Here is a 25,923-nt window from a genome sequence, read left to right as displayed (position 1 = left end):
GTTTCTTCTTATTTTGAAGTTACATCACTTAAAGGCACATAGAAAGTAGTTGTAGATGGAGTATAGATACCAAGAGTGATCACTCTTAATAAACCATCAACAAAAGTAATCTGACTTTTAGTTACATAATTGGTTCTATCACCAACGTATTTTTTTGCGGCATAACCATCACCCAAAGGCACTAATCCTTCAATAAGTGCATGGTTTTTTTTGCTGTTAACTTTAACAACAGGAGAGTCAGTTGTTAGAGTTCCATGAGCAACTTTAGCTGTATAGCAAGACGACATTAAAAGAACAACTGTTAAACAGCTTAGTAGAGTAACGTTTTTTTTCATTAGAAATAATTTTAATTTCAAATGTAGTTAAATATTATTACATAATAGTAACAAATGTTTATTACAATAACATAAAAACTTCAACAAAATAACATAACGTTAGCTCAGACAATCTTAAATCTCATTACAACAATTGATGCAGTCTCACATATTGTAATAACATAATCGTTTTCGCGTCTTTAATCTCTCCACTTTCCATCATTTTCATTGCTTCTTCTATATCCATTTCCAATACCTCAATATTTTCTTCTTCATGTTCCAATCCTCCACCCTCATTCACTTTCATCGACTGATTATACTCTGCCACGAAAAAGTATAGAATTTCTGTCACAGAACCCGGCGACATGTACGCTTCAAAAACCTTTTTCACTTCTGTAATCTGGTAACCGGTTTCTTCTTCTGTTTCTCTTTTGATACAATCTTCCGGATTATCGGTGTCCAGCAAACCTGCACAAGCTTCGATTAACAATCCGGATTCATTGCCATTTAAAAAAGTAGGGAGGCGAAATTGTCTGGTGAGGATCACCTTACGCAATTCCTTATTGTAAAGCAGGATTACTGCACCATTACCCCTATCGTAGGCCTCTCTGCTTTGTACTTGTTTGCTGCCATCTTTTTTCAGGTACTCATAAGTTATTTTTCGCAGGGTATACCAATTGTCGGAAAGCACTTCTGTTTCCAGGATCTTCACATCATTAATCATAGCTAAATAGTAATTAGGGTAAGCCCAAATCTACATCTTTTACGCCATCACCGGATTGCCAACAATGGGTAATTTCGCAAATCGCATCACCTCTATACTGGGGAAGCCAAAATCGGAAACCACCTTTCCCAGAATCAAATAACAACCTGTACCTCTAAAGGGATAAACAGGGGTTGTTGTCGGAAAATGCGTGGTATCAAAGAAATTCCCTGCGGAATCCAGAAAAGTGCCGAACCACATCTTCTTATTATTCTTCATGTGGACGGTCTTCTCACAGACATACTGTCCCACCATTTTCACTGTCTTCCCCAGATGCCGGGTTAAATCTGCGGTACAAAGATCCCCGCGATAACTGGTCTGCAACAAATCAAACATAGACAGGCTCAGTGGAAAGCCCAGCAATTCCAACTCATGATAAGCATCTTCCAATCGGGTATTGAGGAGCTCAGGAAGCTCATAATGTTTCGCTGCAACCTCAAACAACTCTGCACCCTGAACCTGTTTCGTCTTGCCACCTAAAAGCAAATGCACTTCCCAAAGCAATACTTTTTTACTCTTAGCGGTAAAGCGCAGGGCCCCTATACGGATCAAAATAATGGCTTGCTCCAGACCTATTCCTGTCCGTTTTACCAGATCTTCCAGTCCGGTGTAATCCCCATTCCGTTTTCTTTCTTCGGGGATCAGCGTGATGAATTTAGTTTCCAACCCCTGAATGCCGATAAAACCAAGATATGCTGCTGTTCCTTTGATAGAAACTGCCTCTAAACTATGATTTACACAAGGCAGATTAATTTCTGCGCCTGCACTTTTCAGTTCATGCACATACACCCACCTGGAATAAAAGCCGCCGTAATTATTGAGTACACCCACCATAAACTCTCTGGGGAAATACGTTTTCAGGTATAAGCTCTGATAACTCTCTACGGCAAAACTTGCAGAATGCGCTTTAGAAAAACTATATCCGGCAAAGGAAGATACTTGTCGCCATACCTCTTTAGTCACCTCTTCCGGCCTTCCCAGCGCTTTTGAACCTTCCATAAACGTCTCTACCAACTTGTCAAATTCTGTTCTGGAGCGATATTTCCCACTCATTCCTCTTCTCAGAATATCGGCATCGGTCCCATCCATTCCGGCATAATGAATACATACTTTGATCACATCTTCCTGATACACCATCACGCCAAAAGTATCGCCAAGTGTCTCCTTCATCACCGGGTGCAGGTATTTAACATTTTTAGGATCATGATAACTCTGGATATACGTTTTCATCATGCCCGACTGTGCCACTCCCGGGCGAATGATTGAACTGGCCGCCACCAGTGTCAGGTAATTTTCGCAGCGCAGTTTGCTTAGCAACTGCCGCATTGCCGGCGACTCGATATAGAAACAGCCAATCGTATTACCCGTTTGCAAACGCGCATTAAGTTTCGGATCTTCCATAAATGCCTTCACCTGGTGCACATCAATTTTATGTTGCAGGTTTTCCTCCACCAAACGAACGGCCTCTTTAATGTGACCTATCCCCCGCTGACTCAAAATATCGTATTTATCGAAACCGATTTTCTCGGCCTCATACATATCCCATTGTACGGTAGGCATCCCTTTTGGAGGTAAGTCCAATGCCGTATAATAGGTAATTGGCTCCTCCGAAATCAACACCCCTCCTGCATGAATAGAACGCTGATTTGGCATATCTGCCATCATCGCATAAGCAGCCATGATCTTTTTAAAAGTCGGATGATCCTGATTGGCGGCCATTTGCGTACGGTCGGTAAAACTATCAATCTCTGCTTTTGGTAAACCCATCACCTTTCCGATTTCCCGGATTACACTCCGGTCTTTGAACGTAGACATCGTACCCAACAGCGCCGTATGGGCCTTTCCATACCGCTTAAATATATAATCCTGCACATCTTCCCTTTCATCCCAGGAATAATCAATATCAAAATCCGGAGGAGAAGTACGTTGCGCATTGAGGAAGCGCTCAAAATAAAGATCCAGTTCAATAGGATCTACATCGGTAATCCGCAGGCAATATGCCACCGTACTATTGGCGCCGGAACCCCGGCCTACATGGTAATACCCTTTTGCCATGGAATAGCGGATAATATCCCAGGTAATCAAAAAATAAGCACAAAAATCCAGGTCGTCAATCACTTTGAGTTCCTCCTTCACCTTATTTAATGCAGCACGGTTATTTTTACCATACCGGAATACCAGTCCCTCCATTGCCAGCTTATAAAGCAAGGCCTTATCGTCTTCTTTTCTCCCCGTAAAAGTCCTCCTGTTCAGGTTAACCCGCCCTTTTGGGTAATCCATCACGCAGGTATTCATCAGATTCCGGGTATTATCGAGGATAAAAGCATACTTATTAAAGCGACTTTCCAGCACGCCGGGGAGAAGGAACATATCGGTACTTCTACACTTATCGTCCGGACTTACCATGGTTAGCAAAGCATTCAGGTCGATTCCGCGAAGGTATTCGTGCAGGCGGTAGCCTAATTTATCGGCCACAAATACCGGCTGCAAAGCCAACAACTTATCTTTTATCGCTGACAAATCTTTCTGGTATAACAGCTGAAGCTCGTCAAAATGAATGCCCAGATATTCTCTGGTTTTTAGCGGTTCCGCATAACCAAAGGGATAAATAATATAGGCGTTCTGCATTTCCGGGGCTGTATCCGGCAGCGCTTTTTGCTCCAGGTTATGCGCCGTCAGAAAATCATTCAGCTCCTTCATCCCCTCTTTATTTTTGGCAATGCCGATATAAAGCAGCTTTTTATCCCTTCTAAATTCTATCCCTCCAATCGGTTTAATCCCTTTCCCATCGCAGGTACGCATAAATTCCATCAGACCGGTAGAGTTGTTGATGTCTGTGAGCACCAGTTGTGTGATGCCCAATGCCAGCGCTTCTTCTATCAACTTAGGAATAGACATTGTCCCGTAACGCAGGCTATACTGAGAATGCACATTCAAATACATGGCCTATAAATCTATGTTCAAGGTAGAAGCCAGTTTAATGGCTTTATCTCCAAAACGGTTCCTAATCTTATCTAATGCCTGATACAGGCTGTATTGCTCCTGAGATTCGCTGTATAAATCGATCTGTTCATGTCCGGTTACCAAGTTAGAAAGCCGTACCCCGACCAGGCGCAGCAACATTCGTTTCTGATATACCTGGCGAAACAATTCTTTTGCCTTCAGAATCAACACGTTATCCAGGGAAGTATAAGAAATGGTGGCCTGTTTGGTTACGTCCTCGAAATTCGCATAGCGAATGGTGACTGTAATACAGGCAGTTAGTTTTTTCTTCTGGCGAAGGTCGAAAGCCAGATCCATCACCATCGAGGTGATCAGGTTATTGATGGTATCTACATCAATGGTATCCGCTTTAAATGTACACTGTGTACCAATACTTTTTTGCTCCTGATAAGGAATGACCGGCGAATTATCAATTCCTTTTGCCTTTTGCAATAGCGCCAGCCCATTTTTCCCTAAAATACTATTCATCTGATCGGGATGGATCTGTGTCAGGGTATGGATCTTTTTAATCCCCATATCACTCAGCTTCACAAAGGTTTTTTCTCCGAGTCCGGGGATCTTGCGAATGGATAAAGGATTCAGAAAATTCTGTACTTCAAAAGGCTTCACATCCAGTTCCCCATTGGGCTTACACTCATTGGTGGCCATCTTAGAGACCGTTTTATTGACTGATAATCCAAAAGAAATGGGCAATCCGGTTTCTTTAATCACCGTTTTACGGAGTTCATGGGCATATTGAAGTGTCCCATGAAAACGGTCCATCCCCGTCATGTCGATATAATGCTCGTCTATGCTTGCTTTTTCTATTAAAGGGACGCGTTCCCTTAAGATCTCCGTAATTTGAAAAGATGCTTCAGAATAAGCATCCATATTCCCTTTCACAAATATCGCATGAGGGCAAAGCATTTTTGCCATCCGGGAACTCATTGCGGCATGTACCCCGAACTTCCTGGCTTCGTAACTACAGGAAGCCACCACTCCCCGGTCTGAAGTCCCGCCAATAATAACCGGTTTCCCAATTAGACCGGGGTCTTTTCGAACTTCTACAGACACGAAAAAGGCATCCTGATCCATGTGGATGATGTGCTTATTTGAAGTCATGAAATATTTTTTAGATAACAACAAAGTTATACTAAAATATTTAACAAATCTATAATTTTACTAATTATATTAGTAATCAAAACCCCATAACAAACCATTACCACCTGGAGATTCATCGACTAAAAACAACCTTTGGTGTAATCCTGCGGACTGCTCGTCAATTACTTTCCTGCTGGCCAGGCAAAGCTGGTACTTTAGTTCTGCTCAGGAAATATCTCTTTAAAACAGCGTACTAAACCATCAGCCTATGACCCGATTAAACATTATGACCATTTTAACCGCCGACTTCCATTTCTGGCTGTTCAGTTGTTTATTGATAATCGCCCTCCTGCTCCTTCTGCTCATCAACTGGCTTTTAAAACCCATTTCCAAACCTGCTGAAGCCCTGAAAACACAGTTTTTTTATCATCCGGTATTCGGGCGAAAAGCAGCCTTCGTTTCCATTTATGTAAGTGTGGTTACCTATAAGGCTAAATAAAAAGGCCGGAAATCGTTAGATTCCCAGCCTTTTTAACTCCTTACAATTTAGAATATATATAGCCTACATAGGGATTAGCGTAATGCTGCTGATTTCCGCCATAGACTGGCCTTTTACACTCAACAGCTTTAGCGCTAACCTTAAAGATTCAGCTCCTATCGCCTGTTGAGAAATATCCACGATCCCAGCTTCTACGTCTTTGAAACCCGGGGTTTCCGATGCAGGGATGGTATAATTTAGGGTATTCTTTTCAAGGGAAATACTCAATTCTCCACCAGTATTAGCATTCGCAAAGTAATTGATCATGACTTTGTACTTACCAGGGCGTTGAACTTTCATATCCCAATAAGCCGCATCTGATTTGTTGCTCCAGAAAGCAATTGTATTTGGCCTGTTCGGATCATGTGTTGATGCCCCTTTCAGTTTTATACCAGCGGTTCCAACCAGTTTCGCCTGATTTGCAGTTAATAGAATTCTTCCATCGGCAAGCGAGCTCACGCGGTTGTTTAATACTTTTGCTACTCCTTTAATGTCCAAAACGACTACCATAGGCTTAGGTCCGGAGAAATCTGCCGGCAATTGAACTACCTTTCCTTTGGCGGTAGTCTTTACCACTAAAGACTTCCCTTTAGCACCTAAGATATAAGCTTTGGAAACTTCATTAGACAATGGCACTTCCAGTGCGCCATCCTGTGGTACATCAAATACTTCCAGATAAATTTTCCCTGGTTTCTGTGTTGCATATCCCCAGTCTAAAGGCTGGAAAGGGCTGGCAGTAGTACCATAAATCGCTTCATTATTGACTTTCATCCAGGTTCCGATTTGCTTTAAAATCGCAACTGCCGGTTCAGGAATTACTCCTTCGGCATCAGGACCTACATTTAGCAAAAAGTTACCACCTTTACTTACCGTTTCGATAAACAGGTGCATCATCTTATCATAAGATTTCCAGTTTTTATCGTGAGCACTATAGCCATAACTTTCATTGGTCGTATGACTCACCTCCCAATCCATTCCCGGCAATCCTGTTGGCGGAACATATTTTTCAGGCGTTCCCATATCCCCGTTTTTATTTTCCAGTCCATCCCAGAATCGGTTATTCACCAGGATGCCTGGTTGCCATTTGATCAGGTCGGTCAGGATACGTTTGGTACCCCAGGTTTCGCCCTGTCTGTTTTTTGAACTGAAATCTAACCAGAGGATATCCATTTTACCATAGTTATTGGCCAGCTCTTTAATCTGTCCGTACAGGTAATCTTTGTAGACCTCATAGTTAGGGTTTTCCTTAGGAGGATTGGCGGCAAACTTATCGTAAGAATCCGGATGTTGCCAGTCCAGCAGGGAATAGTAAGCGCCGGTTTTTAAGCCTGCTTTTTTAAAGGCGGCCACGGTTTCTCCATATAAATCTCTTCCTTTTGGCGAGATATTAGTGCCACCGGTTACCTCATTATTTAAAGAATAAGGTTGTTTACTATTAAAGATACTAAAGCCTTCATGGTGCCTGGAAGTGATCACCATATATTTCATACCGGCTTCTTTTGCCAGTGCAGCCCAATCTCCGGCATTAAATTTTGAGGCCGTAAACTTTGGTTTCAGCTCTGCTGCATATTCCTTGCTCGGCGCACCTGCCCAGGTTTGAATCCACTCGGCATAGTGTTGCGGGTATTGTTTCCCCTTCCAGGACCCTCCTGCAGCGCTGTACAGCCCCCAGTGAATAAACATCCCGAAGCGGGCATCATTGAACCACTTCATCCGTTGATCTTTTGTTTCCGCCCAACCAGGCACCCCTTCATAGGGTTTTGATTCTACCTGAGCAGATAGCCTCCCTGCCGTTAAAAGCAGAGCGACCATTACAGTTACTTTTTTCATTTGTGTGTTGTGTTTGGTTTTTGTAGGTTCCTTAGTACCCGGTATTTGCCTAAGGTTTTTTATTTATGATCATCATTTACTTCCAGCCAATGCCCGTCGGGATCCTGAAAGTAAATCTGTTTGATGCCATCTACTCTTAGCGTGATGCTTTGCGCTGCACCAGCCCAGTTTTCATAGGCAATGTTCTGTATTTTTAGTTTTTCAATAAAGGGTTCGATCGAAGGCACACTAAAGCACAGGTGTTCATTTTTATCGAAGTTTCCTTTGCCTTTAGCTCCTTTAATTAAATGAAGTTGTCCGGCAGCGCCCAGGCTAAACCAGGTATGTTTACCATCATGAAAAGGTTCCGGAATCTGGTTAAATTCAAAGGTGTTTTTATAGAAATCTGTCGACTTTTCCAGATCAGTTACATATACGGCGATATGATTTAACATCGCAGGGGTCGTTTTCTTTGAGGTTTGTGCCTTGCTGTCCTGAAAAGGATGGCTAGCTAACGTAAAAATAAGTATCATAGTAAAAAGCTTCATCATCGGTTATTTTAAATTAAAAAATTCAATATCTCTATCCAGTCTGTATAAATCAAAACCCATATCCCAATAGTCTTTCACGACTTCGCGGAGCTCCAGTCCAAATTTCTCATAGAATTGATAAGCCATTTGTGAAGTCCGGACGGAGATCCTTTTCACCCCGGATATTTCTTTAATTTTCTGGATTCTAAACCGGGTTAATGCAGTCCCCAACCCTTTCCCCTGACTATCGGGATGAAAGATATCCCAGGATATTTTGCCGGTTTCTCCATCTTCAGAAAGGTTGAAACCTCCACAGCCAAGAACTTCTCCATCTACTTCCAGTACATAGTAATTATCGGCAAAATGGTCTAAATAGTCGATCAGGTCTGCTTCTTCCTCCGCAGAAAAATAGGCTGGCGTATTTAATCTTAGCAAAGTGAGGATGCGCTCCCTGTCGGCGGTTTGATGTTCTCTAATGTTAATGTGGTCCATATTCATCATTTATTGTTTCCTGCTGAAGCATTTACTATCTCCTGCTGAATCATTTACTACCTCCCCTTGAATCATCCGGTAACTGTGAACTGATCATTTCATGAAGTTAATCTGGTTCTTCCATGAAAAACAATCTGGTTCTCCGATGAACATAAGCTACTCATTCGATGAAAGTAAAAATACAGGAATATTTCAATCAGCCAAGCAGTTCAAGAATTACCAGCTTATAATCTCCCTAATCAGCAGCAGGCCATGAAGATAGCAAACACTGGCAAACATTTCAATTAAGAGAATAATAAAACCATTAAGAAATTTTTATTTCTCTAAATATTTCAAGCTCTTTATCAAAACAACTTCAGAAAACAGGCTTAAAAATAACAATTCAGGCAAAATAACGGGAGAGAAACACCCTCATTCCACCTATTTTATACCGGCAAAAAACCGCTATCTGTTTTGCTATTGTTTTGCTATTGTTTTGCTTTTCTTTTGCTATTGTTTTGCTATTGTTTTGTCCGGGCAAAAGAAAAGCAAAACAAGAGCAAAAGGATAATAAGTCAATAAAAGGAGTGTATAGGAGGCGACCCAGGGATTAACCATAAGTTAAATCAGGTTTCTGTACTTCCTAAAATTGAAATTACCTGCGCCGGGGCAAAAAAAATGGCTTTCTGCTTTAGTCCGGCAAAGGGACCAGGGCAGAAAGCCATAACGAGACAAGAATATAAATCAATCCCCTGGTATTAGCCAGGCTTAAAATAAAATAGACTAGTGATCTGTTGGGATCAGGATATTCACACCAACCTGAACCGCAGTACCTGAGAATCTGTTTTTAGCCGCAAAGTTTTGAGTTACCCTTGCCATCACACCAATTTTTTTCGGGGTAATCCAGTAAGAGCCAAAACCTCCGATACCATAGATGCGATCGGATGCAAATCCACCGTTCGTACCTTTATCATCGCTGATTTGAGTCGTATGATGTGCAAATAAGCCCACTTCATCCCCTCTGTTATCTAATAAATAAGTACCGCCCATATCGATGGTCAGGTGACTTCCTTCTTTAAAGTCGATATCTTTTTGCCATTGGTTGATTTCAAAGGTAGTCGCTACCGTTACCCCAACTTTTTTAGTTGGCTTATATCTTGCCGCTCCTCTAATGTTGTGCGACCAGTATCCTAAACCTCCGTTATCCAATCCATGTGGTTTAAACTTACCTGTAGGTGCCCAGAAACCATAATTAAAGGCATAACTGATTTTTTCTTTAGTCCAGGATAACCATACTGGCTGCACGTACATATCGCCAAAACCGACCGTTTTATTCTTAAAAACATAGCTTCCGGAACCCGTTTGACTAGAATAATAATCCAGGGCAATGTTTGCTGTCGGACTGTTTAACATTGGAATGGCCATCATTCCCCAGTTTGCACCCAATATTTTGCCCTTACCGCCATAAATAGCCATCAGGATAAAAGAGTGGGTTTTTACATTCTGCTTAATGTCGAGTTGGGTTGGATTTCCCGGAGCCGGATTGATCAGGCGATCAGACTGCTTCCCTTCTGCATTGTAATAATTCATGTCGGCAAAACCATACCAAACGGGGATGATAAAGCCTGCATGTGGCGCAAAATAGTCTCCGGGATTAAACGCCGAGCCGGTATAATGGCCTTGCGAAAACGCGGAGACATAAGAGAAGACCACTAAAATTAAAGTAAATAATTTTTTCATAGTTCTAATTTTTATTAAAATTCGGGTAGATTATTCGTTGTACTGAAAAACACAAATCGATAAACATTGTTTGTGAATTTTAATGGAAATTCCAGGAAACTCTATATTTATTATATCTGTTAACTTTTATTGCAATCAAGTTCAATACATTTGTTTTATACCAGCAGTTTAAAAAACCAGTTTACAATCATTCAAGACCCTAAGCAACAGTTCATTTAAACTCCTGAAAAACCTGAACCAATAGCCCGATTTAAACCAATTGAGCCCTTTAACTAAAACAAAAAAACGATGAGTAATCAGAATGATGCTGCTCCGGCAAGAGAAACCGTGTCCCATAATGTATATTTTGACGGAAAAGTTCAAAGTCTGGGGATGGAGACACCCTCAGGAAAAGCCACCCTTGGGGTGATGAAAAAAGGAAGTTATACGTTTTCTACATCTTCCGCAGAAAAAATGGTGGTTATTTCCGGAAGTATGGAAGTTGAGTTACCTGGCATTGGTGTTAAGAAGTACGAAGCGCAGGATTCGTTTGAAGTTGCCGCTGGCAGTTCTTTCGAAGTAATTTGCGGGGCTGATGTAGCTTATATCTGCTATTACGAATAATAAAAAAGGGGTTACAAAGCACCCTGCCTGTAACCCCTTTTAAGGAAATTAAATATATAATGTCACTAAAAACTGCGCTTATGCAGTCTGAAGTTTAGCTATATTTCTGTATGGGAATGAACCGAAGATATGACGACGTGCGAATCTACCTGGAGAATCTGCATTAACCAATTTCACGTAAACAGCTTTAGGAACACCGAAGTACTCATAAGAACTGCCATCAAGGAAATGTACGGTTAAAACTAAACCTGCCCAGGTGTAATCAGCAATACCGCAAGTTGCAGTAGTTTGCGTATATTCTTCAATAGAAAGCTCTAATGTTTCCGGAGCAATACTTACTAAGAAATGATATGCTTCAATGATTTCCTTGCTTTTAGATTCCGCTTCCGCTTTAGCTTCTTCACTATCCTGGAATTTATCCGGGTGCCAATCTTTCATCAAATTCCTGTAAATGGTCTTCAATTCTTTTAGTTCGGCATCCTTTTGTACACCTAATAGTTTTCTGTAGTCAACAATCTTCTTCATAAATATTTTTAATGGCAATAATTGTCTTTGAAAAGCAGCCTGTTTTTTAAGGTTACTCCTGCTCCAGGGAAACAATATTTTGCAAAGATACGCTTTTTTATGTGAAAGATATAGTAAATGGCATTAACAAATCAATTGATACCCTGATAGATAGGAAGAAATAAGTAGTATGACTATTTTTAAATTACATTTGTGCCTTCAACAAAAACCATTTTTCAGGTATGTTTAAAATCGGATTAGCAGAAGATGACCTCAAAATAGCCGGCTTGATAAAAACCGGATTAGAAGAACAAGGATACCTCGTTACCATTGAATCTAATGGGGAGCAAGCCCTGAAAACCTTTAAAGATCAAGACTTTCACCTGGTGATTCTGGACATTATGATGCCCGGATTAAATGGTATTGCAGTTTGTAAAGCATTGCGTCACAGCGATAAAAATCTACCCATTCTGATGCTCACCGCATTGGGAACAATTGACGATAAGGTGACAGGATTGAACTCCGGCGCAGACGATTACCTGGTAAAACCATTCCATTTCAAGGAGTTAGTCGCCAGAATCGAAGCCCTGTTACGCAGACAACATGGTGCAACAGGTGGCAATGCCGAAGAACATATCCTAAGTTTTGACGACATCACACTGAATACCTATAGCAAAGAAGTCAAAAGAGCTGGAACACTGATTGAACTAACTGCAAAAGAACATACCCTGCTGGAGTTGTTTTTGCGCAACCCAAACCGCCTCCTTTCCCGACAATACATTGCAGAAAATGCCTGGGACATTAGTTTTGATACCGGAACCAATGTAATTGATGTTTATATCAATTTCCTGCGTAAGAAAATAGAAAAAGGTTTCACCAGAAAGCTGATCCACACTAAAATCGGGATGGGTTATATACTGAAATAAGCTCGTTATTTATGAAACTGAAAGACCGCCTTTCTTTATATTTCACCCTCATCAGCACGTTAACGCTACTGGCGGTATTGTGCGCGGTCTATTTTACTTTCATCAAGTTTTTGGAAGCCGATTTCTTCGACCGCCTGACCGACCGGACTATGGTGACAGCCAAGCTCTATCTGGAGGCGGATGAGATTTCTGCAGATTCCTTGAATACCGTTAGAAATCAATACATGGAAGCATTAAACGGGGAGGTAATCCGGATTTACAATGCCAACAACAGCGCCACTTTTATTGGTGATGACCAGCAATACTGGAGCCATGAGACGATTGAGAAGGTTAGAAAAAACAAGAAAATTCAGTTTATTGATGGCGACAGGCAGGTAGTCGGCATTTTTTATAAAGATAATCAGGGTGATTTCGTAATCCTTGCCTCAGGAATAGATCAAAGTACACATGTCAGGATAGAAAAATTACAAAGGATCATGGTGATGATTTTTGTCTTCATCTTCATTGGCTTGCTGCTTTCCGGTAGGTGGATCGCCAAAAAGATATTAAAACCGCTGGATCTTTTTATAGAAGAGGTGAAACAGATCAAATCTAATAACCTTCATTTCAGGGTACAGGAAGGGAGTAATAAGGATGAGATCAATTTGCTTGCCCAAAATTTCAACAACCTGATGGAGCATCTGGAACAGGCTTTCGTTTTACAAAAGACTTTTATTGCCAATGCTTCGCATGAGCTGAGAACGCCAGTTACCCGGATGATGATCAGTGCCGAAATCACGTTATCCCAGGAAAGACAAATCGGGGATTATAAAAAAGCTTTACTTTCAGTGATGGAGGATTCCGAAAAGATGGACAATATCATCACGGGCCTGCTCAATCTTGCACAGGCAGATCTGGAATTCGGCGCACCGGAATTACAGGACATCAGGATTGACGAGAGTCTCTGGGCATTATCAGAAGAATGGAACAAAAAAGGGAGCGCTAAGCTGATCGTAGGCATTAAAAATATGCCGGAAGATCCCGCCCACCTGCTGATCAGGGCCAACCCTACCCTGGTGGAGATCGCCCTAAACAATATCATCTCCAATGCTTTTAAATTTTCCGGCAATCAGGATGTTCATTGTTTGCTGGATATTCAGGCGAAAGAGACGGTCATTTCTATCAGCGATAAAGGTCCTGGTATCCCCGAAGAGATACAACCAGAGATCTTTAAACCTTTTTATAGCTTTAGCGCTGAAAGCGGGCATGAAGGCAATGGCATGGGCTTGTATATGGCGCATAAAATCATCGGCCTGTTTAATGGAAAATTAGAGGTCAACTCTGAACCAGGCCACGGTGCTACTTTTATAATACATTTCCCTAAATATTAACTCACTTAAATTTTAATCCCCTTTTAATTTCTATTTAATCAGGCTTTAATTCCCTCCGGATAGCTTTGCCGGTGATGAAAAGACAATTAATTCTGAGCAGTCTGTTCTTACTGGGCTTCCTCCCGGTTGGCATGGCTCAAGATAGCCTAAAACTTAGTCTCCGGGAAGCCGAGCAATTATTTATCAAGGGAAATTACGAACTCCTGGCCCAAAATTACCAAACGGAACAAGCGAAAGCAGAACTCATTACGGCCAAACTTTTCGACAATCCGGAGCTGAGCTATGAGAATCTTTTCTACAACCATGAAACTAAAAGATTTCTGGAAACTTCTAAGGCTACCGGACAATACAGCGCGCAAATCTCTCAGTTGATTAAGCTGGCAGGAAAAAGGAATAAGAACATCAAACTGGCCAATACAGGGGTTCAAATGGCCGAATACGAGTATTTCGATTTGATGCGTAGCTTACGTTATCAGTTGCGCAGTGATTTTTACAAGGCTTATTATGCACAGCAATCGGCAGCAATTTATGAGCAGCAGATTCATTCTTTAACACAATTACTAGCCGCATCTGAGCAACAACTTAAACTAGGGAACATCGCGCTCAAAGACCTCATCCGAATAAAATCTCTGGTTTACAGTTTGAAAAACGAATACACCAGCTTGCTCAATGACATTGAAGATATGGGAAGCTCCTTAAAGGTAATGACCAATGTCAAACCTGATGCTGCCTTACAACTTACGCTACCCACCGAAGACGAGCAGAATTTTTCATTAGAAAAACAGCCTTATCTACAGCTGTTAGAAAGCGCAAAAGCCAACCGTTCGGATTTGCAACTGGCAAAAACAGCGCTCAGCTATGCCGAAAACAACCTCAGGCTACAAAAAGCAAATGCCATTCCCGATGTAGAGCTTTCTCTCAGCTATGACCTGAAAGGTAATTATCCGGAAAAATACACCGGATTGGGAATCAAAATTCCTTTGCCTCTTTTCAATAGAAACCAGGGCGAGATCAAAAAGGCCAGAATTGCCATTGAAGCCGGAAATATGAATTTCAGGCAAAAGGAAAATGCATTAGAAAACGAGGTTTATAACAGTTACAAATCAGCCTTAAGAACAGAAAGCCTGTACCAAAGTCTGGATCTTAATTTCAGTACCGATTTTACAAAACTCATTCAGGAAGTCACTAAAAACTACCGCAGCAGGAACATCAGTCTGATTGAATTCCTCGATTTCTATGATTCCTACAAAGAAAACACCCTGCAATTGAACCAGCTGAAATATGAGCGGATGAATGCAAAAGAAGAAATCAACTACGTTACCGGTTCCACGATTTTCAAATAAGCGGTACCCATTTAAATAAGCCACCCATTTTTAAATTATCTACTCCCCATGCAAATCTTTCTAAAAAACATCAGCAAACTCTCTTTGATTGGATTCGTCATCGCCAGTCAGAGTTGCAATAGCTCCAAAGAAGCCCCGGTATCAGAGAAATTTGCAGTCACCGACTCACTCATCAACAGGCTATTAATCGACACGGTGCAACAGGCAAATAACAGATCCGACCTGAGTTTTTCTGCAAAAATCACTGCGAATGAGGAACGTAAAGCAGAAATCTTCCCGATGTTGAGTGGTACGGTGCGCAGTGTACCTGTCAGATTGGGCGACAAAGTAACTTCAGGTCAGGTACTAGCTATTATGGGTAGTGCAGAAATGGCCGGATTTGATAAAGAAGTAATCAGTGCAGCCGCAGAACTAAGAAATGCGGAAAGACAGGTAAAACAAGCAGAGGAGCTTTATAAAAGTGGCTTATCCTCCGCCAGGGAATTGGAAGAAGCGAAAAACGACTTTCTGATCAAGCAGGCAGAAAACAAACGCGCGCTGGCCACCCTTAAATTAAACGGCGGCAATAATAGTGGCAATTACACGGTTAAATCACCTTTATCGGGCTTCATCATTGAGAAAAATGTGACTGCAAATATGCAGGTGCGACCGGATAATGACAACAACCTGTTTACAGTGGCTGATCTTTCTAAGGTCTGGGCGATGGTCAATATCTATGAATCTGATATCTCCAGAATCAAAGAAGGCGATGAAGTTCAGCTCGCTATCCTCTCCTATCCGGAAAAAACTTTCAAAGGAAAGATCGATAAGATTTACAACCTGATTGATAATGAAAGCAAGGTAATGAAGGCCAGGGTGATCGTTCCCAATCCAGGGTATTTATTGAAACCAGGGATGATGGCTACGGTATTGGTTGCTGCGAAATCAGGGATCGATTTACCGGTTGTGAACGCCAGAGGTATCGTCTTCGATGAGAACAAAAATTATGTACTGGTAATTGAGGGGGCAAATAAAGTACGTATTCAGGAAGTAGAAATCGGCCGTAAAACCGCCGACAAAGCCTATATCAGTAAAGGTTTAAAGGCTGGCGACCGTGTGATCGCGTCTAAGCAGGTTTTCTTATATGAGAGCCTGAAAAACTAATCTATTCATCACCACAAAAACAGCTGTAATGAATAAATTCATTAAGATGGTTATTGGCTTTTCGCTAAATAACAAATACTTTATTTTCTTTGCCACATTCATTTTGATACTGGCAGGATACCTTAGTTTCAAGCATACTACGATTGAAGCTTTTCCGGATGTGACTAATACCAATATTACCATCATCACCCAATGGCCGGGTAGAAGTGCCGAAGAGGTGGAGAAGTTTGTGAGCAGACCATTAGAAATTGCCATGAACCCCACGCAGAAAAGAACCAGCATCCGCTCCTCTTCTCTGTTTGGCCTCTCTATCGTAAAAATCACGTTTGAAGACGATGTAGCATATGCCGAAGCCAGGGTCCAGGTGAACAACCATATTGAAGAAGCTGATTTACCGGAGGGGCTGAGGCCAGAGGTACAACCACCTTACGGGCCAACAGGAGAAATTTTCCGTTATACCTTAAGTAGTGATACTAAATCGGCAAGGGAGTTAAAAACTTTGCAGGATTGGGTCATACAACGGGAATTACTGTCCGTTCCGGGCATCGCCGATGTGGTGAGTTTTGGTGGTGAGGTGAAGACATACCAGATCACGGTAGATCCGCAAAAAGCGATACAATATGGCGTGAGTGCCACTGAACTATTCGATGCCGTTTCCAAAAGCAATGTCAATGTTGGCGGGGACGTGATTGTTCAGGCCGGACAGGCGTATGTGGTTCGCGGAATCGGGATTTTGAACAATATTGAAGAGATTAAAAATGTGGTGGTTGATAACTTTAACGGGACTCCGGTCTATGTAAAGACAATCGCAGAAGTCGCAGAATCGGCCTTACCTCGCTTAGGCCAGGTAGGCCGGGACCAGGATCCCGACGTGGTTGAAGGGATCGTGGTTATGCGCAAAGGAGAAAATCCAGGCGAGGTCATCAGCAGGCTAAAAGAAAAGATTAAAGACATTAATGAAAACATATTGCCGGCAGATGTAAAGATCAATCCTTTCTATGACAGGGAAGACCTGGTCAACTACGCCACACATACTGTAATGGGGAACATGATGGAGGGGATTATTTTTGTAACCCTGATCGTATTCTTGTTTATGGCAGATTGGCGGACTACGTTGATTGTGTCTATAATCATTCCGCTAGCCTTGTTATTTGCCTTCATCTGTTTAAAAATGAAGGGGATGTCGGCCAATTTATTGTCTATGGGGGCGATAGATTTCGGGATCATTATCGATGGTGCGGTGGTTATGGTGGAGGGGATTTTTGTGGCCCTCGACCATAAAGCCAAAAAGGTAGGCATGGAGAAATTCAATGGCCTGAGTAAGCTGGGATTGATAAAAAAAGCTTGCCTGGAGAATGGAAAGGGTATTTTCTTTGCCAAACTGATCATCATCACCGGCTTGCTACCCATCTTTACTTTCGAAAAGGTGGAAGGAAAAATGTTCTCTCCTCTGGCCTGGACCTTAAGTTTTGCCTTGCTAGGTGCCTTGCTCCTTACTTTTACACTGGTTCCGGCACTGGCAAGCGTGTTACTGCGGAAAAACGTACGGGAGAAACACAACATCTTTTTAGAATTCCTTACTAAATATGTGATCCTTTTCTTCGACAAGTGCTTTAAATTCAGAAAACTTGCATTTAGTATTTCTATGGGGATCCTGGTGATCGGCTTGTTCAGTTATAAGTTTATGGGTACTGAATTCCTCCCTACATTGGATGAGGGCTCTATATACGTACGTGCCACCGGCCCGCTCAGCATCTCATTGGAGGAGACAAAAAAGCTCTCCAATGAGCTCCGGAAGATCTTTTTAAGCTTTGAGGAGGTCAAACAGGTGATGTCGCAGACCGGCAGACCGAATGATGGAACCGATGCGACCGGTTTTTACAATATGGAGTTCCACGTAGACATTTACCCGAAGCAGGAATGGAAGCGAAAACAGACGAAAGAGCAGCTGATTGAGCGGATGCAGGAGAAGTTAAAGAGTTTCCCCGGAATTAGTCTGAACTTCTCTCAACCCATTTCTGACAATGTAGAGGAAGCTGTTTCCGGTGTGAAAGGCTCGATTGTGGTTAAGCTGTTTGGCAATGATTTCGAGTTTATGGAAAAAGAGGAAGAGAAGATTGAAAATATTTTGAAAACGGTGGAGGGGATTGAAGATCTGGGCATCCTGAGGAACCTCGGTCAGCCGGAATTACAGATCAATCTGGATCAAAAGAAAATGGCCCTGTATGGCGTGAGTACTGCGGATGCCAATGCGGTCATCGAAATGGCTATCGGTGGAAAAGCAGCCACTCAAATTTATGAGGGAGAACGGAAGTTTGACCTGATCATCCGTTATCCGGAAGATTTCAGAAAAGACGAAAGCGACATTGCTAAACTGCGTATTCCTACCATTTCAGGGGCTAAAGTACCTCTGGGAGAGATCGCCGGCATCAGAAAGATTACAGGTCCCAGCATCATTTACCGCGACAAACACCAGCGGTATGGCGCCATTAAGTTTTCTATCAGGGGGAGAGATATGGGCAGTGTGATTGCGGAGGCTCAGGCCAAAGTAAATGAGAAAATCAAGCTTCCCAAGGAATATAAGCTGGAATGGGCAGGTGATTTTGAGAACCAGCAAAGAGCAACCAGCAGGTTATCACAAGCGGTTCCCATCAGTTTACTACTTATCTTTTTCATTTTATTTGTGCTGTTTGGAAACATCAAAGATTCGCTGTTGGTATTGAATAATGTACCTTTTGCAATGGTCGGTGGTATTCTGGCTATCCTGGCTACCGGTATCAATTTCAATATCTCTGCGGGGATTGGTTTTATCGCCTTATTCGGAATATGTGTGCAGAATGGGGTGATTCTGATTACGAAGTTTAAACAGAATATTATCGCGTTAAAGCATCGTCCGGAATGGACTTTTGGGGATGCGATAAAAGATGGGGTGGCCAGTAGAATGCGTCCGGTTATTATGACGGCATTGATGGCAGCGATTGGCCTGATGCCTGCGGCATTGTCTACCGGGATAGGTTCTGAAGCTTCTAAACCTTTAGCAATTGTAGTGATTGGTGGTTTAATTACCAATACGCTGTTTAACCTTTTTGTATACCCGATAGTATTCTATTGGGCATACCAGAAAAAGGTAAGTCAATTTAATTAAGGGTCTTTTTATAGGTTAAGAGCTATTGAAACAGGTCTAAAACACCTGTTTCAATAGTTTCAAGAATGTTTAAACACCTATAGGTCTGCTGCGTTATATACTGCAATCTCTGAAAGCACCGGGCAGGCATTTGCTTCCAGAATATTGACGCGGATTTTACTCGTTTTAATAGCAGGGAACGAAAGAATCCTTTTATGACCTATCGTGGTTTGCTGGTCTATCGTTTTATAAGTATTGTCATCCGCCAGGTATTCTACGGAGAATGATTTAACACGTTGTCCCAGGGCAATGTATTCCTGTAAAACCACACGGTTAAGCGTGGTTGCTTTCCCCAGGTCTATGGTGATAGTCGCGGTTTTCAGCTCGTCATCAGTAGCCCAGTAAGTAGCCGGGTTTCCGTCGGTCAGGCGGGATGCTGCAAACTGCGTTCCTTTTCTGGTGTTGCTAACCGTTACTTTCTTCCCTTTGGCCAGGTTTATTTTATAGCTTGCATCAATAGTTTTTCTCAATTCCATCAAACGGGTTGAATCATTTGGATGGATCAGACCTTCACGGTTTACCGGAACATTCAGTAAAAGGTTCCCATTACGCCCGATTGAAGTTTCATAAATAGAAACCAGTTCTTTTAAAGTTTTCACTTTATCATCAGTTTTGGGACTGTAGAACCAGCCTGGTCTGATAGAAACATCTACTTCTGCAGGGATCCAGTATTTACCATTTTCATCTCCGGTATTCAATACGGTAGCTGCAGGTGCCTGCTTTCCTACCCCGAAACCATCCGTATTTAAGGTCGACCAGTTTGTAGTACCGGCTACACCGCTTTCATTACCCATCCAGCGTGCATCAGGACCAATGTCACTAAAAATCACGGCTTGTGGGTTGTGTTTTCTAACGATGCCGTTGAACAGTTTAAAATCATAGTCCTGATTTTTCTCTTTTTCTCCTTTTGCACCGTCAAACCATTGTTCGAAAACAGGTCCATATTGAGTATGCACTTCGTTTAATGTTTTGGCAAAAATATCGTTGTATTCCGGAGTTCCGTATTTAGGATGGTTACGGTCCCATGGCGACAGGTACACGCCAAATTTCAGTCCATATTCTTTACAAGCGTCAGAAAGTTCCTTCAGCACATCGCCTTTACCATTTTTCCAGGCACTTTCTCTAACGGTATGGGTACTATATTTACTTGGAAACAGGCAAAAACCATCGTGGTGTTTTGCTGTGATGATGATTGCTTTCATTCCTGCAGCTTTGGCGGTACGTGCCCATTGTCTGGCGTCCAGTTTGGTCGGATTGAAAACTTTAGGATCTTCATCGCCATGCCCCCATTCCTTATCAGTAAAGGTATTTGGCCCAAAATGGATGAACATGTAATATTCCATATCCTGCCATGCCAGCTGGTTTTTATTCGGAACAGCCCCATATGGGGCAGGTGCTTTTTGTGCAATCGCACAACCCGTGCTCAGCAAAAAAGAGCACAAGAAGAAAAAGGAAGATTTATTCATACAGCAAGATTCATTTATGGTTAGGTACTGCCCACTAAATTGCAACATATAAGCGGCTGTAAGTTCATTTTTTTTGCCATTAAATTAAATGATTTTGGCTTGATTCACAGTAATCTGCAAACACTAAGGGCATTTTAGGTGTTATATAAACTGTAATTAAATCCAGCAAACATGAAAGACAAGGAAATCGGTCCGGACGAGTTTGACATTCATCTTGATATAGATGGCGCAGATACCATCATTACCATAAAACCAGAGGAAACCAGCGATGGTGCCCGTTATTTCATCTGTTATATTGGTCCCGACAGGATCACTCAGCTTCGGGAAGAATTGGATGGGAAATGGGAGCAAATATGGGGAATACTAGACCATTGGATGGTAGATTCAATTGGAAGAGAAATTAATCAGCGTCATAAATTATGAGTACACCCTTAAAATTAAGATCCGGCAGGTTCTCTATTGAGAAACACCAATATGAGAATATCGGTTGGTCGGAACGTATGGTGTCGATGTTCCTGAGTGGTGCATTGATCAGTTGGGGTTTGAGAAAACCTTCTAAAAGTAAATTTCTTTATGGTGCATATATGGCCTATCGAGCGGCTACAGGGCGTTGTTTATTCTATGAACAATTGGGAATCGATGCCCGAAGGCCACGCGCAGTTAATATCCGCGGAGAGTTTATAATTGATAAACCGGCGCATGAAGTATTTTTATATTGGCGGAATTTGAACAATCTTCCGGGAAGCATCCAGCATCTTTTAGATGTGAAGGTGATCGACGAAAATTTATCGACCTGGAAGTCTAATGTGATTGGCAATTTGTTTTCCGTAAACTGGGATGCAGAGATTGTAAAGGAGGAACCCGGTCGTTTGATTGGCTGGAAATCCGCTGCAGGCTCATTGCTTCATCATGTAGGCAGGGTAGAATTTACGCCTTCCGAAGACGGAAAAGAGACTTTCTTGAAAGTGGTATTGTCTTATCGTCCTGTTGGAGGAGGATTGGGTATCGGTCTGTCGAAATTGATGAATCCTTATCTGGAGAGTTTATTGAAAAAGGAAATGAAAAATTTTAAGCATACCATTGAGCATAAAACTCCGGTTTACACCTGATTTTCAAGCCGGAATTCTTGTTAAAAATAAGCATTCTGAATATGACCTCCTTCCATAATATGGAGTAAACAAGAAGGCCTGCACCATATTTATGGTGCAGGCCTTCTTGTTTATAGGATATGCGTTGTTGCTATTCTTCTTCTGAATAGCTTGCTGTTCTGGTTAAGTAGCCGCACCAATAGCTACTACAATAAGTAGTAACACCGTAATCGCAAGGATAGCAAGCATCACTATGGTCATAATCCCCACAAACTTGAACAGGGATTTCATCTTAGCCATTGCTTCTCCCAGGCTGTCCTGATCCATATACAATACCGCGTGTTGCGCAGAATTGGCGTATTTAAACAACATCAAAGACGGATAAAAATAAAGAATTCCGGTGATCAGATAAGTTGCCGTGGTTGCCGCAGCATTACCGTTACCCAGCGGACTATTACCTAATTTATTCAGGGATGCCAGCATAGCCGGCATAGTTAAGGACAAGATAATCATCAAAACGCAACCTACAAATCCAACAATCGATAGAAATTTCGCCCATTTGGCAGTTTCATAGATATCGCTGCGGATATCTTCCGTAATAATAAGTGTTTCAACCTCTGTGTGATCTGGTTTTGTTTCTTCGAATTCTTCCATGTAACTGTTCTTAAACGTTAATTAGTTTTTAGATACCCTAAACATAAAGAATATTTTTAAAAAATTGGTAGCTTTGCGGCAAAACTAGAAAAAATCATTCATGGCATTACAATGTGGTATAGTTGGTTTACCAAATGTTGGAAAATCTACCTTATTTAACTGTTTATCTAACGCAAAAGCTCAAGCGGCTAATTTCCCTTTCTGTACAATTGAACCTAACATCGGTGTGATCACCGTTCCTGATGAAAGGTTAACTAAATTGGCCGAATTGGTACAGCCAAACCGTATTGTTCCAAATACAATTGAGATTGTTGATATTGCAGGTTTAGTGAAAGGTGCTTCCAAAGGTGAAGGACTGGGTAATCAATTTTTGGGTAATATCAGGGCTACAAGTGCCATTATCCATGTTTTGCGTTGCTTTGACGACGGGAACGTGATTCACGTTGACGGTTCTGTTGACCCGATTCGGGATAAAGAAATTATAGATACTGAGTTACAACTTAAAGATCTTGATACTATTGCAAAACGCATTCAGAAAGTAGAAAAAATGGCTAAAACCGATAAGGATGCCAAAAGAACTTTCGATATTTTAAGCGTGATCAAAACGCATGTTGAGTCAGGACAATCTGTACGTTCAGCAGCAGTTGCAGCAGAAGATTTTGAGTTTATTGAGGATATGGGTTTATTGACTCAGAAGCCAGTAATGTACGTTTGTAATGTTGATGAGAACTCTGTGATCAATGGCAATGCTTATGTAGATCGCGTTAAAGAAGCGGTAAAAGACGAGAAAGCTGAAGTTTTAGTGATCTCTGCGAAGATAGAATCAGAAATTGCAGAACTGGAAAGTTATGAAGAACGTCAGGAGTTTTTAGCTGACCTTGGCTTAACCGAATCTGGTGTAAACAAGCTGATCGTTGCTGCTTACCGTCTGTTAGATTTATATACTTACTTCACCGCTGGTGTTCAGGAAGTACGTGCATGGACAATTACTAAAGGATTTACTGCACCTCAGGCTGCTGGTGTAATCCACACAGACTTTGAAAAAGGTTTCATCCGTGCAGAGGTGATCAAATATAATGACTTCGTTACTTTAGGTTCTGAAGCAGCTTGTAAAGAAGCTGGTAAATTATCTGTAGAAGGAAAAACATATGTTGTGGAAGATGGAGACATCATGCACTTCCGTTTTAACGTATAAATATTTTTAAGCGTTTGCTGACGCTTTAAAAGAGGTTAAAAAAGAAAACCGGATGACTCGTTGTGACGAAGCATCCGGTTTTTTTGTGCCGGTAATTTCCCGGTTTACATTTTATCGAAGGCTTTATATGGCCTGTTTTATTTGATGTTTTAGCTTTTAGAGGAGTACTCCTGTCAGGAACATTACTGCTACAGAGAAGTAAATGATCAATCCGGTTACATCGACTAGCGTGGCGACAAATGGCGCGGAAGAGGTTGCCGGATCTGCACCCAGCTTTTTCAGGATCAAGGGCAGCATAGAGCCTGCCAATGAGCCCCACAAGACCACTCCGACCAATGATACACCAACAGTAACACCTATGAGCACCCAATGCGGACCGTACATAGGCGTGAAAAACGTCCAGACAAAGATTCTCAGGAAACCGATACAACCTAATACTACACCGAGCATTAGTCCGGAAATGATTTCTCTTCTCATAACTCTCCACCAGTCTCCTACGGTGATCTCGCCCAGTGCCATCGCCTGAATGATCAGCGTAGAGGCCTGAGAGCCACTATTTCCACCGCTGGAAATGATCAGGGGAACAAACATCGCCAGAATCACTGCCTTCGCAATATCTGCTTCAAAATGTCCCATTGCGGTTGCCGTTAGCATTTCTCCAAGGAAAAGCACAACCAACCAACCTATTCTTCGTTTAAATAAACCAAAAATAGGCATATCCAAATAGGGTTCATCGAGTGCCTGAGTACCCCCTATTTTGTGCATATCTTCTGTGTATTCTTCGTTGGCAATCCAAAGAATATCATCTACGGTTACGATACCTAATAATACGTTATGGTCATCTACAACAGGTAAAGCCACGCGGTTATTCATCCTAAAGATATTAATTGCTTCTTCCTGATGGTCGTTTGCTTTTAAAGCGATCAGGCGACGATCGGTTAGATCCCCGATTTTTGCCTCCGGATCTGCCAGGAGAATTTCCCTGATCCTGATATCATCCAGTAAAGTTCCGTCTTTATCAATGACATAAATCACATCGATGGTTTCAGAATTTTTCCCGTAGCGTCTGATGTGTTCCAATACCCTGGTTACGGTCCAGTCCTTTTTTACCGCCACATAATCTGGCGTCATCAACCTTCCTACACTATCTTCTTCATATCCTAAAAGGGAAAGTGCTTCCACCCTATCTTTTGCAGGCAGCAGAATGATCAGTTTTTTTACCGCTTCACCACTGAGTTCAGAAAATAAAGAGGTACGGTCGTCGGGAGGCAACAGGTTGATTAACTCTGCGAGCTTATTACCGGGAAGTTTTTTAATGATTCTTTCCTGAGTCGGAAAGTCGAGGATTCTGAAAACGTTAACTGCCCTTTTGATGGACAAGGTATCTATAAATGTAACTGCGTGTTGGGGAAGTTCGTCTATCAGGTGTTCAACGTCCGAAATATTCAGATTGTCTAAATATTCCTTTAATTGTGTATTATCTTCCTGCTCTAAGAGCTTCTCGATCTCTTCAACAATCATTTCTTCCATACGCCCCTTCTTTACATGATTTTCATTAATGTATTCTTTTAATGCCGAACTCCTTACGATGCGATTTATTGATCAGCAATCCCTCAGTAACGGCATTTATCATTTTTGCAAAAGTGCCTTTTTATTTTCGAAAAATGGCCTTTATAACGGATTATTATTGTCTTTTACAAGACGCTCCTGATTTTGAAACGGAACATACCTCTATCCCATTCATTATCAAGATTTAATAGAACAGATTTGAGGGTGGATTTGATTTATTTTTTTGAAGCGGAAATGGCAGTTATTCTGACATAGGGTCCATTTTTTAAGTATCGGCAGGTTTTTACAGGTTGTAAAATAAGGAAAAGCTGGAAATTGAAAGAGTATTAAGGAATAACCAATCTAATTGATATATTTGCCGAAATGTTTCCGTAGTTCAATGGATAGAATTGTTGATTCCGGTTCAACAGATATGGGTTCGAATCCCTTCGGGAACACTTATTATAAGCCTTTCAGTGAAAACTGGAAGGCTTTTTTTATAGTAAATTTGAAATTCCTTAGCCAGCTCCGGGCTATTAGACGTATTTTTCAGGTAAAACAGGATCGTATTACGCCAGCAGCTCTCAGGCAGCTGTACGATTATGCACAACAAACTGTCCGTTAATGAACATTAAAGCGATCAGAAGGCCT

Annotated in this window: 22 protein-coding genes and 1 tRNA gene; 11 read left to right on the top strand and 12 right to left on the bottom strand. The window is 41.7% G+C overall.

Annotated elements, in window-relative coordinates:
- Window positions 1-8: 8 nt before the first annotated feature.
- The 4 genes from OQX61_RS11345 to dinB form a co-directional block, all read right to left on the bottom strand.
- Window positions 9-335: a hypothetical protein gene (locus tag OQX61_RS11345; protein ID WP_265841787.1), complete on the bottom strand. Its 327-nt coding sequence runs from the start codon at window positions 333-335 to the stop codon at window positions 9-11.
- A 124-nt stretch (window positions 336-459) separates the two neighbouring features.
- Window positions 460-1,038 (bottom strand): GDP-mannose pyrophosphatase NudK, encoded by a 579-nt coding sequence (gene nudK / locus OQX61_RS11340; protein ID WP_265841786.1) that lies wholly within the window; start codon window positions 1,036-1,038, stop codon window positions 460-462.
- A gap of 39 nt (window positions 1,039-1,077) precedes the next feature.
- On the bottom strand, window positions 1,078-4,020 hold the full coding sequence (gene dnaE, locus OQX61_RS11335; RefSeq protein WP_265841785.1) for a DNA polymerase III subunit alpha: 2,943 nt from the start codon (window positions 4,018-4,020) through the stop codon (window positions 1,078-1,080).
- Window positions 4,021-4,023: 3 nt separating this feature from the next.
- Window positions 4,024-5,181 carry a DNA polymerase IV gene (dinB, locus tag OQX61_RS11330; protein ID WP_265841784.1) on the bottom strand — a complete coding sequence of 386 codons (1,158 nt, stop codon included), beginning with the start codon at window positions 5,179-5,181 and terminating at the stop codon, window positions 4,024-4,026.
- A gap of 247 nt (window positions 5,182-5,428) precedes the next feature.
- On the opposite strand from dinB, the gene OQX61_RS11325 reads away from it, so the two are divergent.
- The gene (locus tag OQX61_RS11325) at window positions 5,429-5,659 is read left to right on the top strand and encodes a hypothetical protein (RefSeq protein ID WP_265841783.1); all 231 of its coding nucleotides are present in this window, start codon (window positions 5,429-5,431) and stop codon (window positions 5,657-5,659) included.
- 63 nt (window positions 5,660-5,722) lie between these two features.
- Here OQX61_RS11325 and OQX61_RS11320 read toward each other — a convergent pair whose 3' ends face one another.
- The 4 genes from OQX61_RS11320 to OQX61_RS11305 all read right to left on the bottom strand — a co-directional run bounded on the left by OQX61_RS11320 (window position 5,723) and on the right by OQX61_RS11305 (window position 10,248).
- Window positions 5,723-7,528 (bottom strand): alpha-L-fucosidase, encoded by a 1,806-nt coding sequence (locus OQX61_RS11320; protein WP_265841782.1) that lies wholly within the window; start codon window positions 7,526-7,528, stop codon window positions 5,723-5,725.
- Between the two features lie 59 nt (window positions 7,529-7,587).
- On the bottom strand, window positions 7,588-8,040 hold the full coding sequence (locus tag OQX61_RS11315) for a VOC family protein (RefSeq protein ID WP_265841781.1): 453 nt from the start codon (window positions 8,038-8,040) through the stop codon (window positions 7,588-7,590).
- Window positions 8,041-8,061: 21 nt separating this feature from the next.
- Window positions 8,062-8,529, bottom strand: coding sequence for a GNAT family N-acetyltransferase (locus OQX61_RS11310; protein ID WP_265841780.1), 468 nt, complete (start codon window positions 8,527-8,529; stop codon window positions 8,062-8,064).
- Between the two features lie 762 nt (window positions 8,530-9,291).
- Entirely contained in the window at window positions 9,292-10,248 is a 957-nt protein-coding gene (locus tag OQX61_RS11305) for a transporter (RefSeq protein WP_265841779.1), read from the bottom strand.
- A gap of 288 nt (window positions 10,249-10,536) precedes the next feature.
- Between OQX61_RS11305 and OQX61_RS11300 the strand changes: the two genes are divergently transcribed.
- Complete coding sequence (locus tag OQX61_RS11300) at window positions 10,537-10,851, top strand: pyrimidine/purine nucleoside phosphorylase (RefSeq protein ID WP_265841777.1); 315 nt, start codon at window positions 10,537-10,539, stop codon at window positions 10,849-10,851.
- 78 nt (window positions 10,852-10,929) lie between these two features.
- On the opposite strand, the gene OQX61_RS11295 is transcribed toward OQX61_RS11300, so the two are convergent.
- Window positions 10,930-11,376: a KTSC domain-containing protein gene (locus OQX61_RS11295; protein ID WP_265841776.1), complete on the bottom strand. Its 447-nt coding sequence runs from the start codon at window positions 11,374-11,376 to the stop codon at window positions 10,930-10,932.
- A gap of 221 nt (window positions 11,377-11,597) precedes the next feature.
- Between OQX61_RS11295 and OQX61_RS11290 the strand changes: the two genes are divergently transcribed.
- The 5 genes from OQX61_RS11290 to OQX61_RS11270 all read left to right on the top strand — a co-directional run bounded on the left by OQX61_RS11290 (window position 11,598) and on the right by OQX61_RS11270 (window position 19,282).
- Complete coding sequence (locus OQX61_RS11290) at window positions 11,598-12,281, top strand: response regulator transcription factor (protein WP_265841775.1); 684 nt, start codon at window positions 11,598-11,600, stop codon at window positions 12,279-12,281.
- Between the two features lie 11 nt (window positions 12,282-12,292).
- Window positions 12,293-13,651 carry a HAMP domain-containing sensor histidine kinase gene (locus OQX61_RS11285; RefSeq protein ID WP_265841774.1) on the top strand — a complete coding sequence of 453 codons (1,359 nt, stop codon included), beginning with the start codon at window positions 12,293-12,295 and terminating at the stop codon, window positions 13,649-13,651.
- A 74-nt stretch (window positions 13,652-13,725) separates the two neighbouring features.
- Window positions 13,726-14,994 (top strand): TolC family protein, encoded by a 1,269-nt coding sequence (locus OQX61_RS11280; protein WP_265841773.1) that lies wholly within the window; start codon window positions 13,726-13,728, stop codon window positions 14,992-14,994.
- 48 nt (window positions 14,995-15,042) lie between these two features.
- Window positions 15,043-16,137: an efflux RND transporter periplasmic adaptor subunit gene (locus tag OQX61_RS11275; protein WP_265841772.1), complete on the top strand. Its 1,095-nt coding sequence runs from the start codon at window positions 15,043-15,045 to the stop codon at window positions 16,135-16,137.
- A gap of 28 nt (window positions 16,138-16,165) precedes the next feature.
- Window positions 16,166-19,282, top strand: coding sequence for a CusA/CzcA family heavy metal efflux RND transporter (locus tag OQX61_RS11270; RefSeq protein ID WP_265841770.1), 3,117 nt, complete (start codon window positions 16,166-16,168; stop codon window positions 19,280-19,282).
- Between the two features lie 77 nt (window positions 19,283-19,359).
- On the opposite strand, the gene OQX61_RS11265 is transcribed toward OQX61_RS11270, so the two are convergent.
- Complete coding sequence (locus tag OQX61_RS11265; protein ID WP_265841769.1) at window positions 19,360-20,787, bottom strand: alpha-L-fucosidase; 1,428 nt, start codon at window positions 20,785-20,787, stop codon at window positions 19,360-19,362.
- Window positions 20,788-20,958: 171 nt separating this feature from the next.
- Here OQX61_RS11265 and OQX61_RS11260 point away from each other — a divergent pair, with 171 nt between their 5' ends.
- Window positions 20,959-21,210: a hypothetical protein gene (locus OQX61_RS11260; RefSeq protein WP_265841768.1), complete on the top strand. Its 252-nt coding sequence runs from the start codon at window positions 20,959-20,961 to the stop codon at window positions 21,208-21,210.
- Complete coding sequence (locus OQX61_RS11255; RefSeq protein WP_265841767.1) at window positions 21,207-21,896, top strand: SRPBCC family protein; 690 nt, start codon at window positions 21,207-21,209, stop codon at window positions 21,894-21,896. The genes OQX61_RS11260 and OQX61_RS11255 overlap by 4 nt, the downstream gene beginning before the upstream one ends.
- Window positions 21,897-22,058: 162 nt before the next feature.
- On the opposite strand, the gene OQX61_RS11250 is transcribed toward OQX61_RS11255, so the two are convergent.
- Complete coding sequence (locus tag OQX61_RS11250) at window positions 22,059-22,529, bottom strand: DUF5362 family protein (protein ID WP_265841766.1); 471 nt, start codon at window positions 22,527-22,529, stop codon at window positions 22,059-22,061.
- A 100-nt stretch (window positions 22,530-22,629) separates the two neighbouring features.
- Between OQX61_RS11250 and ychF the strand changes: the two genes are divergently transcribed.
- On the top strand, window positions 22,630-23,724 hold the full coding sequence (gene ychF, locus OQX61_RS11245) for a redox-regulated ATPase YchF (RefSeq protein ID WP_265841765.1): 1,095 nt from the start codon (window positions 22,630-22,632) through the stop codon (window positions 23,722-23,724).
- A gap of 156 nt (window positions 23,725-23,880) precedes the next feature.
- On the opposite strand, the gene mgtE is transcribed toward ychF, so the two are convergent.
- Window positions 23,881-25,254, bottom strand: a complete 1,374-nt coding sequence (mgtE, locus tag OQX61_RS11240) for a magnesium transporter (RefSeq protein WP_265841764.1) — start codon at window positions 25,252-25,254, stop codon at window positions 23,881-23,883.
- Between the two features lie 404 nt (window positions 25,255-25,658).
- On the opposite strand from mgtE, the gene OQX61_RS11235 reads away from it, so the two are divergent.
- Window positions 25,659-25,730, top strand: a tRNA-Arg gene (locus OQX61_RS11235).
- Window positions 25,731-25,923 lie beyond the last annotated feature (193 nt).

This window comes from Pedobacter sp. PLR, assembly GCF_026239675.1.
In the GTDB taxonomy this organism is placed as follows: Bacteria; Bacteroidota; Bacteroidia; order Sphingobacteriales; family Sphingobacteriaceae; genus Pedobacter.
Note: the sequence above shows the minus strand (reverse complement) of the source record. Positions and strands in the feature narration are given on the sequence as shown.